Source organism: Marinobacter sp. KMM 10035 (genome assembly GCF_046537445.1).
Taxonomy (GTDB): Bacteria; Pseudomonadota; Gammaproteobacteria; order Pseudomonadales; family Oleiphilaceae; genus Marinobacter; species Marinobacter sediminicola.
In genome coordinates, this window is the sequence record NZ_JBBVMG010000001.1 from 100,470 (window position 1) to 116,090 (window position 15,621).

The 15,621-nt window shown below is 54.5% G+C and carries 13 protein-coding genes; 8 read left to right on the top strand and 5 right to left on the bottom strand.

Annotated elements, in window-relative coordinates; translation table 11 throughout:
• Positions 1 to 50 precede the first annotated feature (50 nt).
• The 5 genes from AADB16_RS00460 to AADB16_RS00480 all read left to right on the top strand — a co-directional run bounded on the left by AADB16_RS00460 (position 51) and on the right by AADB16_RS00480 (position 6,227).
• Entirely contained in the window at positions 51 to 650 is a 600-nt protein-coding gene (locus AADB16_RS00460; RefSeq protein WP_410800637.1) for a sigma-70 family RNA polymerase sigma factor, read from the top strand.
• Positions 647 to 1,285 (top strand): ChrR family anti-sigma-E factor, encoded by a 639-nt coding sequence (locus tag AADB16_RS00465; protein WP_309045002.1) that lies wholly within the window; start codon positions 647 to 649, stop codon positions 1,283 to 1,285. Before AADB16_RS00460 ends, AADB16_RS00465 begins: the two co-directional genes overlap by 4 nt.
• A 265-nt stretch (positions 1,286 to 1,550) precedes the next feature.
• Positions 1,551 to 3,326 (top strand): acyl-CoA dehydrogenase C-terminal domain-containing protein, encoded by a 1,776-nt coding sequence (locus tag AADB16_RS00470; protein ID WP_410800639.1) that lies wholly within the window; start codon positions 1,551 to 1,553, stop codon positions 3,324 to 3,326.
• Positions 3,327 to 3,461: 135 nt separating this feature from the next.
• Positions 3,462 to 4,253 (top strand): tRNA cyclic N6-threonylcarbamoyladenosine(37) synthase TcdA, encoded by a 792-nt coding sequence (tcdA, locus tag AADB16_RS00475; protein ID WP_410800641.1) that lies wholly within the window; start codon positions 3,462 to 3,464, stop codon positions 4,251 to 4,253.
• A gap of 21 nt (positions 4,254 to 4,274) precedes the next feature.
• Positions 4,275 to 6,227: a cation:proton antiporter gene (locus tag AADB16_RS00480; RefSeq protein ID WP_410800643.1), complete on the top strand. Its 1,953-nt coding sequence runs from the start codon at positions 4,275 to 4,277 to the stop codon at positions 6,225 to 6,227.
• Between the two features lie 22 nt (positions 6,228 to 6,249).
• Here the strand turns inward: AADB16_RS00480 and AADB16_RS00485 are convergent, their stop codons facing one another.
• The 4 genes from AADB16_RS00485 to AADB16_RS00500 form a co-directional block, all read right to left on the bottom strand.
• A complete protein-coding gene (locus AADB16_RS00485; RefSeq protein WP_410800645.1) occupies positions 6,250 to 7,233 on the bottom strand; it encodes an NADP-dependent oxidoreductase in 984 nt (327 codons plus the stop codon).
• Between the two features lie 103 nt (positions 7,234 to 7,336).
• Positions 7,337 to 7,801: an acyl-CoA thioesterase gene (locus AADB16_RS00490; protein WP_410800646.1), complete on the bottom strand. Its 465-nt coding sequence runs from the start codon at positions 7,799 to 7,801 to the stop codon at positions 7,337 to 7,339.
• A complete protein-coding gene (locus AADB16_RS00495; RefSeq protein WP_309044996.1) occupies positions 7,801 to 8,883 on the bottom strand; it encodes an SMP-30/gluconolactonase/LRE family protein in 1,083 nt (360 codons plus the stop codon). The genes AADB16_RS00490 and AADB16_RS00495 overlap by 1 nt, the downstream gene beginning before the upstream one ends.
• A 35-nt stretch (positions 8,884 to 8,918) precedes the next feature.
• Positions 8,919 to 9,722 (bottom strand): alpha/beta fold hydrolase, encoded by an 804-nt coding sequence (locus tag AADB16_RS00500; RefSeq protein ID WP_410800648.1) that lies wholly within the window; start codon positions 9,720 to 9,722, stop codon positions 8,919 to 8,921.
• Positions 9,723 to 10,122: 400 nt separating this feature from the next.
• Here AADB16_RS00500 and AADB16_RS00505 point away from each other — a divergent pair, with 400 nt between their 5' ends.
• The 3 genes from AADB16_RS00505 to AADB16_RS00515 all read left to right on the top strand — a co-directional run bounded on the left by AADB16_RS00505 (position 10,123) and on the right by AADB16_RS00515 (position 13,384).
• Positions 10,123 to 11,172, top strand: a complete 1,050-nt coding sequence (locus AADB16_RS00505) for an AraC family transcriptional regulator (RefSeq protein WP_410800650.1) — start codon at positions 10,123 to 10,125, stop codon at positions 11,170 to 11,172.
• Positions 11,172 to 12,602, top strand: a complete 1,431-nt coding sequence (gene cls / locus AADB16_RS00510) for a cardiolipin synthase (protein ID WP_410800651.1) — start codon at positions 11,172 to 11,174, stop codon at positions 12,600 to 12,602. Before AADB16_RS00505 ends, cls begins: the two co-directional genes overlap by 1 nt.
• Before the next feature lie 98 nt (positions 12,603 to 12,700).
• Positions 12,701 to 13,384 (top strand): GntR family transcriptional regulator, encoded by a 684-nt coding sequence (locus tag AADB16_RS00515; RefSeq protein WP_410800653.1) that lies wholly within the window; start codon positions 12,701 to 12,703, stop codon positions 13,382 to 13,384.
• Here the strand turns inward: AADB16_RS00515 and AADB16_RS00520 are convergent.
• The gene (locus AADB16_RS00520; protein WP_298452956.1) at positions 13,381 to 15,597 is read right to left on the bottom strand and encodes a patatin-like phospholipase family protein; all 2,217 of its coding nucleotides are present in this window, start codon (positions 15,595 to 15,597) and stop codon (positions 13,381 to 13,383) included. The two genes, AADB16_RS00515 and AADB16_RS00520, sit on opposite strands and share 4 nt — an antisense overlap.
• Positions 15,598 to 15,621 lie beyond the last annotated feature (24 nt).

Below are 15,621 nucleotides of genomic sequence, written 5' to 3' on the forward strand. Positions count from 1 at the left end.
GAATGAATACCGTAACAAACATAAATCATGCAACAGTCAAGGAGCGTCCGGTGACCACACTGGATCAACAGCCAGCACGTGCCGAGGGCCGAAAGGACCCTTGGAGCCAGTTGTTGGTGAAGGTGGGGAAAAGCCAGGACCGCCAAGCCTATCACTCCTTGTTTGAGCACTTCGCACCACAGCTCAAGTACTACGCTATGGCAAACGGCATGGCCACTCACGCAGATGAGCTGGTACAGGAAGTATTCGTTTCTATCTGGCGCAAGGCCAGCCTTTATGACTGGCAAAAAGCCGCAGCCTCCACCTGGATTTTCACCATCGCACGTAACCAGCGCATTGATATGTTGCGCAAGATGCGCCGAACCAGTGTTGAAATGGCGGTTGAAACCGAAGATCTTTGGCAGATTCCCGGAGAAGACGACAACCAACCGGTAACCTCTCTGCACCGGCTCATGTCTGAGCGGCGCGTAAGGGAGTCGCTCAGCCAGCTGCCTGAAGATCAAATTACGGTCATTGCCAAGGTATACATGGAGCAGAAGTCCCACCAGATGGTGGCCGACGAACTGAACATTCCCCTGGGCACTGTGAAGAGCCGGGTGCGCCTGGCGCTAAGCAAACTGAAAGTGATTTTGCAGGATCAGAACGTATGACACGGCATCATCCCGATAGCCTGAGCCTGATGGAATACAGTGCGGGCAACCTGAGCGAACCCCACGCTCTGTGCATCCGCCTCCATCTCGATAAATGCTCACATTGCCGCCACCAGGTTGACACCCTCGACAGCCTTGGTGCTGTGATGATGGAGCAGCAGCCAAAAGTCAGCGTTTCCGGGGCGATGTTCGACGATATTCTTGCCAGAATTGACAGCTCTCCGGAGCTCAAACCACAAGCGACCGTGCAGCCAAAGACGAGCCTTCTCCAGAAACTGTTAGGTGAAGACATCAACAATTTGCCCTGGAAACGACAACTGGGGGATGTCAGCGTTCTGGACATCACCGAAAAGTTTCCGGGCCAGAATGAGCAGGTTGTCTTACAGAAACTGGTAGCAGGAGGCAAGGCGCCCGCTCACACCCATCGTGGCACAGAAACAACCATCGTGTTGCAGGGAATGTTCTCTGACCAGAAAGGCGTATTCAACCAATGGGATTTTGTGGTTCTGAATGAACAGGATGAACACAAGCCCATCGCACTGGGTTCAGATGACTGCATTACGCTTTCGGTTCTGAGTGCTCCATTGAAGCTGACGGGCACCTTCACTCGTTTGCTGAACCCGTTTATACGCTGACTTTCCACGCCCATTTCGGTTTACTGCCGCTTTAGCTGCCCATTACCACGGCAAGCTTGAGCCGTCCCAGCTCCTAAAGCGGCTCTTCTCCTTCTGTGTGCTATCCCGCCAATAACTGACAACAGATTCCCGGCGGTCTCAGCCGGGCTGTGCACCTGCAGCTGCCCCAGACCGAATAAACCGGTGAACCACCGAATTAAAACAGCCGTATGAATTGGTAATAACACCAGCAAAAGACAAAAAGCGCTCACCAAGGAGAATGCTCATGCAATACCAGGCTCCAGCAAATGATCTTCGCTTTCTGTTGTTTGAAGTACTGGATGTTGACCGGCTTCACGAACTGGAAAAGTACGCCGATGCCACACCGGATCTTATTTCTGCAGTGATTGATGAAGCCGGCAAGCTGGCTGCCGAAGTCATTCAGCCCACCAACCAGAATGGTGATCGTGAAGGCTGCCACTACGATCCTGGAACCCATGATGTGAAAACACCACAAGGGTTCAAGGAAGCCTATAAAAAGTTTGTGGAAGGCGGCTGGACGGCTCTGGATGCACCCGTAGAATTTGGCGGCCAAGGCCTGCCCCACACCCTCAAGTTTGTGGTGGATGAAATGGTGTGTTCCACCAACCTGTCTCTGGGCATGTACCCGGGGCTGACCCATGGCGCCATCAGCGCTCTTTACGCCCACGGATCTGACGAACTGAAGCAAACCTATCTGGAAAAGCTGATCTCCGGTGAATGGACAGGCACCATGTGTCTGACAGAACCCCAATGTGGCACCGACCTCGGTATGATTCGCACCCGCGCCACGCCGAATGATGATGGCAGCTACGCCATTGAGGGCACCAAAATCTGGATTACCGGCGGCGAACACGATCTCACTGACAATATCGTGCATTTGGTGCTAGCCAAGTTGCCCGGCGCGCCGGATACCACTAAAGGCATTTCCCTGTTTATAGTGCCCAAGTTTCTGCCGGAATCCGGCGAGCGCAACCCGACGTTCTGTGGTGGCCTGGAGCACAAAATGGGTATCAAGGGCTCCGCCACCTGCGTGATGAACTTTGAGGGCGCCAAAGGCTGGCTGGTAGGCGAGGCGAACGATGGCATGCGCTCCATGTTCACCATGATGAACGAAGCCCGCCTGATGGTTGGCATGCAGGGCCTGGGCCTTGCGGAAATGGCCTACCAGGAGAGCCTCGCATTTGCCAAAGAGCGTCTGCAAAGCCGTTCCCTGAGCGGCCCGAAGAACCCGAATGGCCCGGCAGACCCGATCATCGTGCACCCGGATGTGCGTCGAATGCTGATGCGCCAGAAGGTCCTGAATGAAGGTATGCGTGCTTTGGCGTTGTTTACCGGTCACCAGCTGGACCTCTCAGTCGCCCACACCGATGAATCCACACGCGAATCGGCGGATGATCTGGTGCAACTGCTCACCCCCGTAGTCAAAGCGTTTCTGACCGACGAAGGCGCCAATAATGCCAATACAGGTCTGCAGGTACTTGGCGGCTCTGGTTTCACCACCGACTGGCCATTGGAACAGCTGGTTCGTGATGGCCGTATTGCCCGCATCTACGAAGGTACAAACGGTATTCAGGCGATGGATCTGGTGGGCCGGAAACTGAGCTTGAAAGACGGGCAGCTTGTGCGCACTTTATTTGGTGTACTCTCAGGCTACCTGAAGGACAACCCGGAAGCGCCTCATCGCGAAGACCTGAAAGGTGCCATGGGTGCGCTGGAAAAAGCTACCATGTGGCTGGCAACCTACGCCCCGAAAGATCCTGAGCAGGCCGGCGCAGCAGCCACACCTTATTTGCGTTTGATGGCGCTGACGGTTGTCGGCTATATGTGGTCGCGCATGGCAAATGTGGCGAGTCAGCAGCTTGCGGCAGGAGAAGGCAACAAGCCGTTATTGGAGGCCAAGTTGGTGTCTGCCCGCTTCTATTTTGACAAGCTGTTGCCGGAAATTCACTGGTTGTTGAGCGACATTGAGAGTGGAAAGGACACTCTTATGGCTATGGAGGACGCTCACTGGGCTGCCTGAGCCCTCAGCCAGACATTCTTGATTAAGCCACACAATGCGTGGCTTTTTTCACCTGTTTTATGTCTGCTCAGACACTAGGGTATAATCGCGCCCTTGATTTCATCCGGCTAGCGCCCGGATCCAAACGGAGACCCCATGAACACCGACGACTATGCTCTCCGCTTTGGCGGCATTGAACGCCTTTACGGGCGCCGCGCCCTGCACGCCTTCCGCGATGCCCACGTTGCAGTAATCGGCTTGGGCGGAGTGGGTTCCTGGGCGGCGGAGGCATTAGCCCGCAGTGGCGTTGGCACTATTACACTGGTCGACATGGATGATATCTGTGTGTCCAACACCAACCGCCAGCTCCATGCTCTGGAAGGCCAGTACGGGCGCACCAAAACCGATGCCATGGCGGATCGGCTGAAAGCCATCAATCCCCATGCCGATATCCGTGTTCATTTTGGCTTTCTCACTCTGAAAAACCTGGCCGAGCTGATCACCCCAGACATGACAGCGGTGGTAGACGCCATAGACAGCGTGAAACCCAAGGCGGCCCTGATTGCCCACTGCCAACGGGGCAAGATCCCCATCGTCTGCGCCGGAGGCGCGGGTGGCCAAACAGATCCCACTAAAATTCTGGTGGCAGACCTCAGCAAAACCACACAGGATCCGTTACTGGCGAAGGTTCGTAATCTCCTGCGCCGGGAATACGATTTTTCTCGTAATCCAAAGCGGCGATTTGGGATCGAGGCCGTATACTCAACTGAACAACTCACATATCCTGCCGGAGATGGCGAAATTTGCCTGCAAAAGCCTGCAACCTCGGGCCCCACACGGCTAGACTGCGCCACCGGCTTTGGCGCCGCCTGCCCTGTTACGGCCAGCTTTGGCCTGTTTGCAGCTTCCCGGCTGTTAAATCGCATTGCAAAACGCGCTAACCAATAATCACACGGGTTCCAGATCTTTATGCCAGCCAGCACAGTCCTGATTCTTGCCATCATTGGTATTCTTTCACTGTCGTTTCAATGGCTTGCCTGGCGTGTGCGCGTGCCTGCCATTCTTTTTCTGCTTGCCGGCGGTATTCTGGTGGGCCCGGTACTGGGTTTTCTGAAGCCCGACGAAGTATTCGGTGACCTGCTATTTCCCATGGTCTCATTGGCGGTTGCCATCATTCTGTTCGAAGGCAGCCTGACTCTGCGCTTTGATGAGATTCGCGGGCACAGCAAAATGACCCGCAATCTCATATTCGTTGGTTCTGTTGTTACCGGGATTATTGCCACTCTGGCTGCACGCTGGGTATTGGAGATTTCATGGGCTGTTGCCATGCTTTTTGGTGCAATTTCTGTTGTCACAGGGCCAACCGTGATCGCGCCCCTGCTTCGCTCTGTGCGCCCGAGCGCCAAGCTGGCCAATATCCTGCGCTGGGAAGGCATCATTATCGACCCTGTAGGTGCCCTGTTAGCGGTTCTGGTATTCGAGGGCATAGTGTCATGGGGTCAGGGGAACGTGTTCGGCCATTCCCTGTATATCTTCGGTAAAACCCTGGTCATCGGCTTCACCACTGGTGCTCTGGCGGGTTATCTGAATGGCTTGGTGCTGCGCAAGCACCTGATGCCGCACTACTTGCACAACGCCGCAACACTCACCTTTATGCTGGGTGTCTACGCCTTCTCCAATGAAATGGCCCACGAATCCGGCCTGCTCACCGTTACGGTCATGGGCATCTGGATGGCCAATATGAAGCAGGTTTCTGTAGACAGTATTCTGGAGTTCAAGGAGTCCCTGAGCGTACTGCTGATTTCGGCTTTGTTTATCATCCTCGCCGCCCGGGTCGAGTTTGCTGCCATTGCGGATCTGGGCTGGGGATTGGCCGTGGTTCTCGCTGTTCTGATGCTGGTCGCCCGGCCACTCAGCGTATTTCTTTCGGCCATAGGCACTGATCTGAACTTGCGTGAAAAGCTGTTCTTAAGCTGGATTGCGCCAAGAGGCATTGTTGCGGCTGCTGTTTCTGCCCTGTTCGCCTTCCAGCTTCAAAACCTAGGCTACGAAAGCGCAGCCGCCCTTGTGCCCATGGTGTTCGTATTGATTATTGCCACTGTTACGCTGCAAAGCCTGACTGCACGGCCTATCGCCCGATTGCTCAAAGTCACCGAGCCGGCTGAGTATGGTTTTCTGATTTTAGGCGCTAACCCGGTGGCCCGTATGATTGGGCAAGCTCTCAAAAAACATGACGTTCCGGTAGCTTTGGCGGACACCAACTGGGAGAACGTGCGCCAGGCGCGGATGGACAACTTGAAGGTGTATTTCGGTAACCCGATTTCCGAGCATGCCTCAACTCACCTTGATCTCACTGGAATCGGCAACCTGCTGGTTATCTCTCCGTACAAACACATGAACTCGCTGGCCACCTACCACTTCCTCGATTGGTTCGGTGACACCAGCGTATTCAGCCTTTCGGAAGGCGACCAGGATCAGAAGGCTCGGCACCAGACCGCAGGGAAGATTCAGATGACTCGCGGCCTGTTCGACGACGTGAGCTACGCCAAACTTGCGAGCCTGGCGAGCCAGGGGTACACGGTAAAAACCACCCAGCTCAGCGAAGAGTTTGAATACAACGACTTTCTGGCGAAGTACCAGGGAGAGGCCTTGGTACTGTTTGTATTTGACAGCAAGAGCCGCATCAAACCAGTGCGCAGCATGGATGATCTGAAACCAGATGATGACTGGATCCTGATAAGCCTGGTGCCACCACAAGACCGCAAAGAACGGAAAAGCAGAGAAAGTAATGGGGAAGGAGCAGAGCCTTCGGCTATGGGTAAGGAGCCTTCGGCCATGGGCAAAGAGCCCTCGGCCCCCGGGAAGGAGGCCTCAGCTTCAGAGGGCGACTCCTCAACAGAAAGCTCGTCCCCCAGAAGCTGAATTCAGCAAAAGTACTTCAGGGCTAGCTGCAATCCAGAACCAGCTTGCCCCGCACATGCCCACCCTCAAGTAGTTCGTGGGCTTGTGCCGCCTGATCCAGCTTAAAAGCCTTCTCAATGTGCACCTTCACATCACCGTCTTCAATCAGCTCGGCAATTTCATCAAGGTGAAACACATCCGGGCGCACGGTCATGCCGTAAGCCTTCAGCCCCTGGGCTTCGGCGGCGCTGATAACCTCATCGGCTGTCACCGTCGGAATAGTAACCAACACGCCGCTCTCCCCAAGCGTTCGCAGGGAGCGTTTGCCCGTCTCACCGCCAACCAGATCCAACACAACATCCAGCCCAAAGCATTCGTCAGCAAAATCTGTGGTGTTGTAGTCGATCACTTCGTGCACACCCAGCTCCGCAAGGAAATCACGATTGCCTGCAGAGGCCGTGGCAATAACGTGAGCCCCATGTGCAAGTGCAAACTGCACCGCCAAGTGCCCCACACCGCCAGCGCCTGCGTGCACAAGAATTTTCTGGCCTGGCGCAAGCTCTGCCACCTCAAACAGCGCCTGCCAGGCTGTGAGTGCCGCCAGCGGCAAGGCACCTGCGGTTACAAGATCAAGCTCCTCGGGCACAACGGCCAATTCATCTGCTGCCGCCAGGGCGTATTCGGAATAGCCCCCACCATTCAATGGAAAGCCCACCAACCCCATAACCCGGTCGCCGGGTGCCAAGGTGGTTACGCCATCACCGATGGCAACAACTTCCCCAGCCACATCGTAGCCTGGAGTCCAGGGCAGCGAACTCTCTATCTGCTGAGCTACAAATCCGAAGCCTTTACGGGTTTTCCAGTCGATAGGATTCACCCCAGCGCCGTGAACACGAATTAGCACCTCACCTTGATGTGGCGATGGAATCTCTGAGCTGACAACGTCCAAAACATCACGCTCACCAAATTGGTGGTAGACCACCTTTTTCATGGACGATTCAGAATGCTGATCAATGGGGGTATCCATGGGTCTCTCCGCAAAGGGTGCCGATAGTGATTGATTTGGATGGGGCGCTTTATTCTATTTTCAGACTACCAGAAGTTGACAGTAATAGTGACTGGCCACCAACTTACAAACCTTTCCCGCCGTCTATACTGGCGGCTTTCAAGATGTCGGCAAATTCTTTCGGTGCCCGGGAGGGACGCTGGGTTTTCAGATCCACGCAGGCGTGAGTCGACATTGCCCGCACCAGAGTTCTCCCATCGGCTGGTCGCACCAGCTGGAACTGCCGTGCAGAACGAAAACGGCCGTCGAAGCCGGTAAGCCAAGTGCCCAAAATCAGCCGATCACCCGGGTTGGCAGATGCAAGATAATCGATCTCTGTACGGGTGATTGCCATAGCTTTGCCAGTGGCTTCATGTAGTTCCCAGGTCATACCGAGACTCTTGATGTGCGCCCAGCTGACGTCTTCGAGCCAGCGCACATAGACCACATTGTTGGCGTGCCCCAACTCGTCGGTATCCTCCTCAACCACCTGGATCTCAAGGGTATAGGGGTCAGGAAGATCCCATTGTATTGGCTTCTGTTCGGTCATTACCGCTCTCCAAGGCCCGGAACATCCTGCAACGGCAAACGCCCGATGCGATCATTGTGCAATGAGCCAAAATACAGGTAATCACCGTGGGGGTTAACCGACGTAATTTCCTGCAAATGTTTGCCCTCGGTGTCGTGCAGACTGGTGATGACCTCTCCTTCCCCATTAAACGCTACCACCAGACCATATTCCTGAGGTGCAGGCTGAAAGCTCTGCGGCAGTTTGGCAACCAGTTCTTTGAGCCAGGGTTTGGGGTGTAACTTATCAATATTGGCATTCCGGAGTGTAGGAAAGGCTACCCAGAACCTACCCTGGTCATCCACCGCAAGATTGTCGGGAAAGCCTGGCAGGTTTTCTGCAAAAATCTCTGCCTGGCCAGCTTTCGGGCCATTTATCCAGTATTTATGAATGCGATATTTCCAGGTTTCATTCACCAGCAGGTAATCGCCATCCGGTGCCACCGCAACGCCGTTGGCAAAATGCAGGTCTCTCAGCAAAACCTCGGTTGCACCGGTTTCCGGGGTATACCGCAAAAGCCGACCATGGGGGCGCATTTCAAAAAGATCGAGAAGGTAGTCATGCTGGTAGAAACGGGAACTGGCATCGGAGAAATAGATGCGCCCATCAGAAGCGATATCCAGATCATCTGTAAACCGGAAGGGTACTCCCTCAGCCTCCGTGCTCAACACCGTAATCTCGCCGTCAGGCGTCACGGACAGCAGGCCCTTCCATGCATCCGCGACAATCAAGTTGCCACTCTGATCAAACACCATGCCCAAGGGGCGGCCTCCGGTAGACAACCAGTTTTCAACCCGACCATCGGGAAACACCCTCACAATGTAACCGTCTTGGGTGCCGGCAAAAACCACACCTTCGGAGCTAACGGCTGTGTCTTCCGGGCCATAAACCTGGCCCTTTGCCAACAATTTCGCCTGCCGTAGATGCTCATTCGGGGTAAGCAAACCCGTCATCGATTCCGGGGCTGGCGGCTGCCAGGCTTTGGCATCAATAGGGGATGGCGCCATAAAAAGGCCACCCAGAAGAATAAACAAAACCACTAACCCACCCATCAACCACTTCATACGCTCAACCTGTGTTTGTTGTTTTTTTTAAAGGCTTAAACGGCATCCTTCCCCGTCAAAAACTGCTGACACAACGCCACGAAGGTGTCAGTCTTTTCCGCATGCAGCCAGTGCCCGGTGCCATCAATCACCTCCAGCTGCGCCTCAGGGAACAGCCGGTAGATTTCCTCACGATGTTTTTCCTGAATATAGGCCGAATCAGCGCCTTTCAAAAACAAAACCGGGCCTTTATAGGGCGTATCGCCTTCTGGTGCGGCAGCCAGATTGGCATAGCAGGCATCAATCGCTTCCAGGTTCAGGCGCCACCGATATACAGATCCGTCTTTTGGCTGGTCCTCGTTCGGAATACGTTCCAGATTCATCAGCAAAAACTGCCGGACACCTGGTGTCTCAACAAACTCAGCCAGTTGTTTATCGGCATCACGGCGGGAGCGCACGCTTGCAAGATCGACTCTCATCATGCCCTCAAGAATCGCATCGTGTCCGGCTTTGTAGGCAACCGGAGCGATGTCGGCAACGATCAGCTTTTCCACCCGCTCTGGTGCTTGCAAAGCAACCTGCATGGCAACCTTGCCACCCATCGAGTGCCCTAGCAGGCAGGCTTTATCGAGCCCCTGCTCATCCATGTAGGCTATGACATCCCCCGCCATGGAAGGGTAGTCCATGGTGTCGGCATGGAAAGAACTGCCGTGGTTACGCAAATCCAGACCATGAACCTGCCAGTTTGTATGGAACTTACGGGCTATAGCGCCCAGATTTTCCAGCGCGCCAAAAACGCCATGCATCAGAATAAGTGGGGCACCTTCTCCGGTAATTCGATGGTTCAGTATTACACTCATGGGCAGGCTGTCTCCGTCAGGTATCACAATGTTCAGATGCGGATACATTAACACTGCCAGTCAGGCGAGCAAGGGGAAGGATTGTCGGCGAAGCTTTCCTGGGGGCAGAAAAAAACCGGGCAGTGCCCGGTTATTAAAGTCATAAGCTGGTTTACTGAGCAATTAGCAGTAGTAAATCTCGCCAAGATATTCTGCCAGCGCTGCTACGTTTTTGCGCTCAAACTCTGTACTCGGTACAAAAATGACTGGTTTCATAAAACATCTCCTTGATGAGTTATCCATTACTTCAACCTGTGGCTTAAATGCTATCGTTACAAGAGGTGAAGTGCGTTGACAGACTGTCCCAATCGTTTGACATTTTGTAACAAACCCATGACAACCCGTTAATGAGCCTGTAAATGTGACCCAAACGCCTATCAGCACGACAACAACACCCTTTGTTGCTGCATCCAGTACGCTGGCGCTGGCTCACTACCTGAACCGCCAGGGTGTACTGAACAGGCAACGGGTTGAGCAGATTCTTGGTATGGACCTGTCAGCACTCAGGGAGCCAGACAGGCGTGTACCCGCGCAGGCACACTACCGGCTTTGGGATCATGCCGAGCGAGTCACCGGCGACCCCGCCGTGGGCCTGAAAGCCGGCCAGATTATTGACCCCGAACGTATGGGGCTGGTGGGGCATGTGTTCTTCAACTGCGACACCTTGGGCGAAGCGGTCACCCAATACGTGCGCCTGCACAGACTCATTAATGAATCCGTGATACTAAGCTTTGAGCAGGTTGGCGACCTGGTCATTCTGACCTGGCAAGCGGACTCGCCGGAACACTACTGTCGCCAGGATATGGACCGGACAATAGCCGCTGCCTTGTCCCGGGGCCGGCATTTTATCTATTCCGGGCTGACTGTCGAGTGGGCAGAAATTGCTCACCCTCGTCCGGACTACGCCGATAAATATGAGACTCTTCTGGGCGGGCCCGTGGTATTCGGAGCCGCGGTGACCCGGCTGGCCATCCACAGTCGCCACATGAGCCACCCGATACCCCACCGCAATCCCTATGTGTATTCAGCCGTCCTGAAACAGGTCAACGGTCTGTTGGCGCGCCTGCAAACCCGGCGCTCTTTCAGTCGCAAAATACGCAAACTGATATCGCGCCAGATGTCGACGGAAAAGATTGATGCAGATACTCTGGCACGGCAGTTCCACATGAGTCGCCAAACCCTGTACCGGAGGCTGAAAAAGGAAGGTTACAGTTTTCATGAACTTGTAGAGCATGTGCGCAAAGACAAGGCTCTGCGCTACGTTGCGTCTGACCAGTTCGCTCTGGGTGAAATCGCCTTTTTGCTCGGTTTCTCCGAACTCAGTGCGTTCAGCCGCGCGTTCAAGCGCTGGACCGGCATGGCCCCAGCCCAATACCGCGAGCAGCACCTTACTCCAAAAGCGGATGAATGATGCCTGATACCTCATTAGTGGCCCTTGCTGTCAGCCTGCTCTATCTGGGCTCGGCGGCCTGTATTTATCGAATTCTGCTCACCTACCGCACCACTCAGGGCGCCATCGCCTGGATCATTGGTCTGCTAGGCCTGCCCTATATTGCAGTGCCACTCTTCCTGGTCTTGGGACGTTCGCGATTCGGCGGGTACGTTAAAGCGCGGCGGATGGGAGACAAGTCCCTCACGGCCCTGCTCAAACGCTTTGAACAGCACACCACATCTCTCTCCATGCTGGAGCAACAGCATCTTGATGAGCAGCTCCAGGTTCTTTGCAGGCTCGGGCGGCAGCCGTTCACCGAGGGCAACAAATGCACGCTACTCAAGGATGGCGAAGCGACGTTTGAGGCGCTGATTTCGGCGATGGAGAGCGCCACTTCCTATATTCTTCTGGAGTTCTATATTGTTCGCTCAGACAAGATTGGCCAACGCATCAAAACGACCCTTGAAAAAAAGCTTTCAGAGGGAGTGCAGGTGTGGTTTCTCTATGACGACGTTGGCAGCTTCGGCCTGTCCCGCCGCTATCTGAAAGAACTGGCAAAAGCCGGCGCCAAGGTGGCTTCGTTCGGCGACGGAAACATTCGGCGCCGGCGGTTTCAGATCAATTTCCGCAATCATCGAAAACTGCTGGTCTGCGATGGAAGAATCGGTTTTGTCGGGGGCATCAACCTCGGCGATGAGTATATGGGCACTGCACTGGGCGAGGAGTTCTGGCGAGATACCCACTGCAGGATAGAAGGCCCCGCCGTGACCGGGTTGCAGCTTGCCTGGCTGGAAGACTGGAACTGGGCAAGCAATGAATTCCCCGACCTGGACTGGACTCCCAAGGAAACACTGCCTGGCAATGAACAGGTGCTGGTACTCCCCACTGGCCCGGCGGATACCTGGGAAACCTGCACACTGTTTTTCCTGAGCTGTATCAACAATGCCCGCTCCCGCATCTGGATCGCCTCCCCTTATTTTGTTCCAGATGTTCAGGTTGTGAACGCGCTGCAGCTCGCTGCCCTCCGGGGGGTGGACGTACGAATCATAATTCCGGAAAAATCAGACAGCCGACTGGTTGGATTGGCAGCCTATTCCTATTTGATTCAAGCCAACCAGGCTGGCATTGGTATTTATCGTTACCAGCCCGGCTTTATGCATCAGAAGGTTGTCCTCGTGGATGATCACTATGCCGCTGTGGGCACGGCAAACCTGGACAACCGCTCTATGCGCCTGAACTTCGAGATAATGGCTATCAACACCTCAGAAGCCTTTGTTTCCGATGTAGCTACCATGCTCACCGAGGACCTTTCCTATTGCCGAAAAATGACAAAAGAGGATTATCAGGATCGCTCCATTGCCTTCCGGCTGACGTGCCGTGCCGTTCGGCTTCTGGCGCCTTTGCTCTAGCTTGGCCTGGCCTCAAATCACAGGAACACTGGCTCCGCTATGGATGAATATGCGATTATCCCCAATATTCATTCACTTAAGCCCAGCGAACACCACCCATGAAGTCCTTCCAGCCCAAGGTAACGCTGACCGAGCAGGTCGCCCGTCACATCGAAAACCTGATTGTTTTCGGCCAGCTTAGCTCCGGCGAGCGCATTTACGAGGCTGCCATGGCCAAAAGTATGGAAGTCAGCCACGGCTCTATCCGGGAAGGTCTGTTACTTCTCGAAAAGCGTCACTTGGTCAAGAACGTGCCGCGCAAGGGCGCTTTTGTGACGGAGCTGGATGATTATTTTGTGCGCAGCCTTTACGAAACACTGGAGCTGTACCTGACCCATACCGGTCAAAAACTCGCCCGCCAGTGGCAACCAAAAGACATTGAGCGGTTAGAGCAGCTGTATCAACAAATGGAAGCTCATTTTCATAACAATGACTTGATGGCTTTTCTGGATTTGGGCATTGAGTATACCCAAGCGTCTCTCGCCTACGCTGACAACTATTTTATCGTTGCGGCAATTGAAGACCTATGGCCTTCGGCACGACGTTGCGCCTTCGCGGCCTTCAAAAGTGGCGGAAGTCGCCTCCTGGAAGACAACTTGGAGCACATGCGGGAATCGATCAGCGCACTCAAGGACAGAGACGAAGAGAGGCTGGCCGCCATCCTCCACCAATATGCTAACCAGCAGTGTCAGCAGGTGCGGGAGGCGACAGCCACCACCGATGGCCCAGGCAAAAAGATCTAATAAAAAAGCTGCGTGAACGAAAATCCAATGTTCAGATAAACCGTCCAGTTATCCTGGTTGCTGTAGGCTGTTGCAAGCTGCACGGGGCCAAGAAATGTATCGAGCCCGGCAAATGCACTCCATGATCTCACCGAGCTCGCCCAACTGGCATCACTGAGCGATTCCCAGGCATTTCCCGTCTCAAACCCCATGCCGGCAAACCATGGGGTAATAGGCCCACCGAACGACTGGCTGGCATAAACAGACCCCATGGCCGCACTGTCGCCCGTAATCTGACCGGGCGCATAGGCAGACAAACGCCGAAACCCTCCAAGACGAATCGCATTTTCAATCCCGGGTTCCCCGCGAGTGACTGTATGTGCGTAAAGCAGTCCCGTGAGGGTAAAGCTATTCCAGCTGTCAGTGCCAAGTACCATTCCGGTCACCGAATCGAAGTGCCTGTCAGATCCAAGGCTTTCACGCTCCACACGGCCACGAATTCCCGCAAACGCTCCATTTTGGGGGAAGAAGGCATCATCAAGGGAGTCGTGTACCAATTGCAGGCTAAGGTTGCCTTGGTGAACTGCGTCTTCGGGCGCCGTTGTGGTGCCAAGCTGCTGATCTACGGTGGCATACCCTCGGGCATACTCAAACCGGATTTCGGCGTTGCCGCCTAATTCCATACCCAAACCGAGATCTACCTGACTAAACGCCACATCCAATTCAGCAACCCGCTCACCTTCGGAGCCATAAATTCCAAAGGTGTCCTGATAGTACTCCACTCCTGCCACCAGAAACCGCTCATACCCATAATCAATCGGCTGGTACCACTGAGTTCGAATAAAGGGCTCAGTACCGAGTTGCACCCCCGTTTGCCACTCGGCGCCCAACACGTTCAGTTCGGTTACACGTAAGGAGGACGCAAGATTGAAATGAGTGTCGCCGTCAAAGTTGTCTTCATAACTTAGGCCGAACGATAAATAGTTGGGCCCCCAGCTTTTTTCCTGAACCTCTATAAGAAGCAAAATCCCATCCGGAGATGGCGTCTGGGAATAGGACACAATCTCGTAGTACCCAAGCCCATAAATACGTTTCAGGTCTGCTTCCAGCGCTTCTACATCCAGCGGCTCACCGATGGGTTGCCGTATCCGTTCCCGAAGAAACTCGCGGCCCAGGCGACGCTCATGCTTCACCTCAATTCCGGCAACGATATTTTTCCTGTGGGTGGCAGAGGCCATGTGTAATGCGTATAAGTGCCACGCCTCGTCCGACACGGCCAGACGATTCAACTCAACTGCGTTCATTCGGGCACCGCTGGCACCCAATTCAAACAAAACCGAGGCGTTTTCAAAATCTGCAGCACCGTGGCCTTCCAGATCCGGACGGATGAGAATATCTTTCTCATCAAGCATATCCAATTGTGAGTCGGTATTTCGCCGGGTCATGATCGTTGTCAGTTGACCAAATATGGAGAATGCCTCCCGAAGTTCATCTGGCCCCAACAAGGCATCGGTAATATCAACCGCAATGATCAGGTCTGCACCCATATCGCGAGCGACACTGACAGGAAGGTTGGCAGCAATGCCTCCATCAACCAACAAGCGGTCGCCTAACCTGACGGGTGCATAAACACCGGGAATGCTCATACTGGCACGGATGGCTGTAGCAAGATTCCCACTGCCAAGCACCACCATTTCACCGGTTTCAAGATCAGTCGCAACAGCGCGAAAGGGAATAGGTAATCGATCGAAATCTTCTACCAGCGAAACACTGTTTGTCAGTTCGTTGAGGATAAACCCCAGATTCTGACCGGCAATGATGCCGGCACCCACATGCAGGCCATCAAGGCTAACTCCGAGGCCCGGCGCTAGCGGGTATTTCCAGTCGGCCTGTTTCCGGCGAACAGGCTTGTAAACCCTGCCAGGGTCATCCCGGAAGCTCGACAACCAGTCCATCTCAAGAAAGCGGTGCTCAATCTCGGAAACTGGCATGCCAGAGGCATAGAGAGCGCCGACAGCAGAACCTGCGCTGGTTCCCACCACCATGTCCACGGGTATCTTCATTTCCTCCAGCACCCGAAGCACGCCTACATGGGCCATGCCTTTGGCGCCACCGCCGCTTAGCACCAGTCCTATTCGGGGGCGTTCAGCCGCAGTATCACTGGCCGCTGCAGCGAGCGATATGGGCGACACCAAAATCAACCAGGTCAGCGCTAATAATGAGAGCGGCTTCAAAACCGGGCAAGTTCCGTGCGTCTT

Bases quoted from the DNA above. Each gene is read 5' to 3' on its own strand.
- AADB16_RS00490 (WP_410800646.1), bottom strand. From the start codon at position 7,801: ATGACCGAACAGAAGCCAATACAATGGGATCTTCCTGACCCCTATACC.
- AADB16_RS00470 (WP_410800639.1), top strand. From the start codon at position 1,551: ATGCAATACCAGGCTCCAGCAAATGATCTTCGCTTTCTGTTGTTTGAA.
- tcdA (WP_410800641.1), top strand. From the start codon at position 3,462: ATGAACACCGACGACTATGCTCTCCGCTTTGGCGGCATTGAACGCCTT.
- AADB16_RS00480 (WP_410800643.1), top strand. From the start codon at position 4,275: ATGCCAGCCAGCACAGTCCTGATTCTTGCCATCATTGGTATTCTTTCA.
- AADB16_RS00485 (WP_410800645.1), bottom strand. From the start codon at position 7,233: ATGGATACCCCCATTGATCAGCATTCTGAATCGTCCATGAAAAAGGTG.
- AADB16_RS00515 (WP_410800653.1), top strand. From the start codon at position 12,701: ATGAAGTCCTTCCAGCCCAAGGTAACGCTGACCGAGCAGGTCGCCCGT.
- AADB16_RS00465 (WP_309045002.1), top strand. From the start codon at position 647: ATGACACGGCATCATCCCGATAGCCTGAGCCTGATGGAATACAGTGCG.
- AADB16_RS00500 (WP_410800648.1), bottom strand. From the start codon at position 9,722: ATGAGTGTAATACTGAACCATCGAATTACCGGAGAAGGTGCCCCACTT.
- cls (WP_410800651.1), top strand. From the start codon at position 11,172: ATGCCTGATACCTCATTAGTGGCCCTTGCTGTCAGCCTGCTCTATCTG.
- AADB16_RS00495 (WP_309044996.1), bottom strand. From the start codon at position 8,883: ATGAAGTGGTTGATGGGTGGGTTAGTGGTTTTGTTTATTCTTCTGGGT.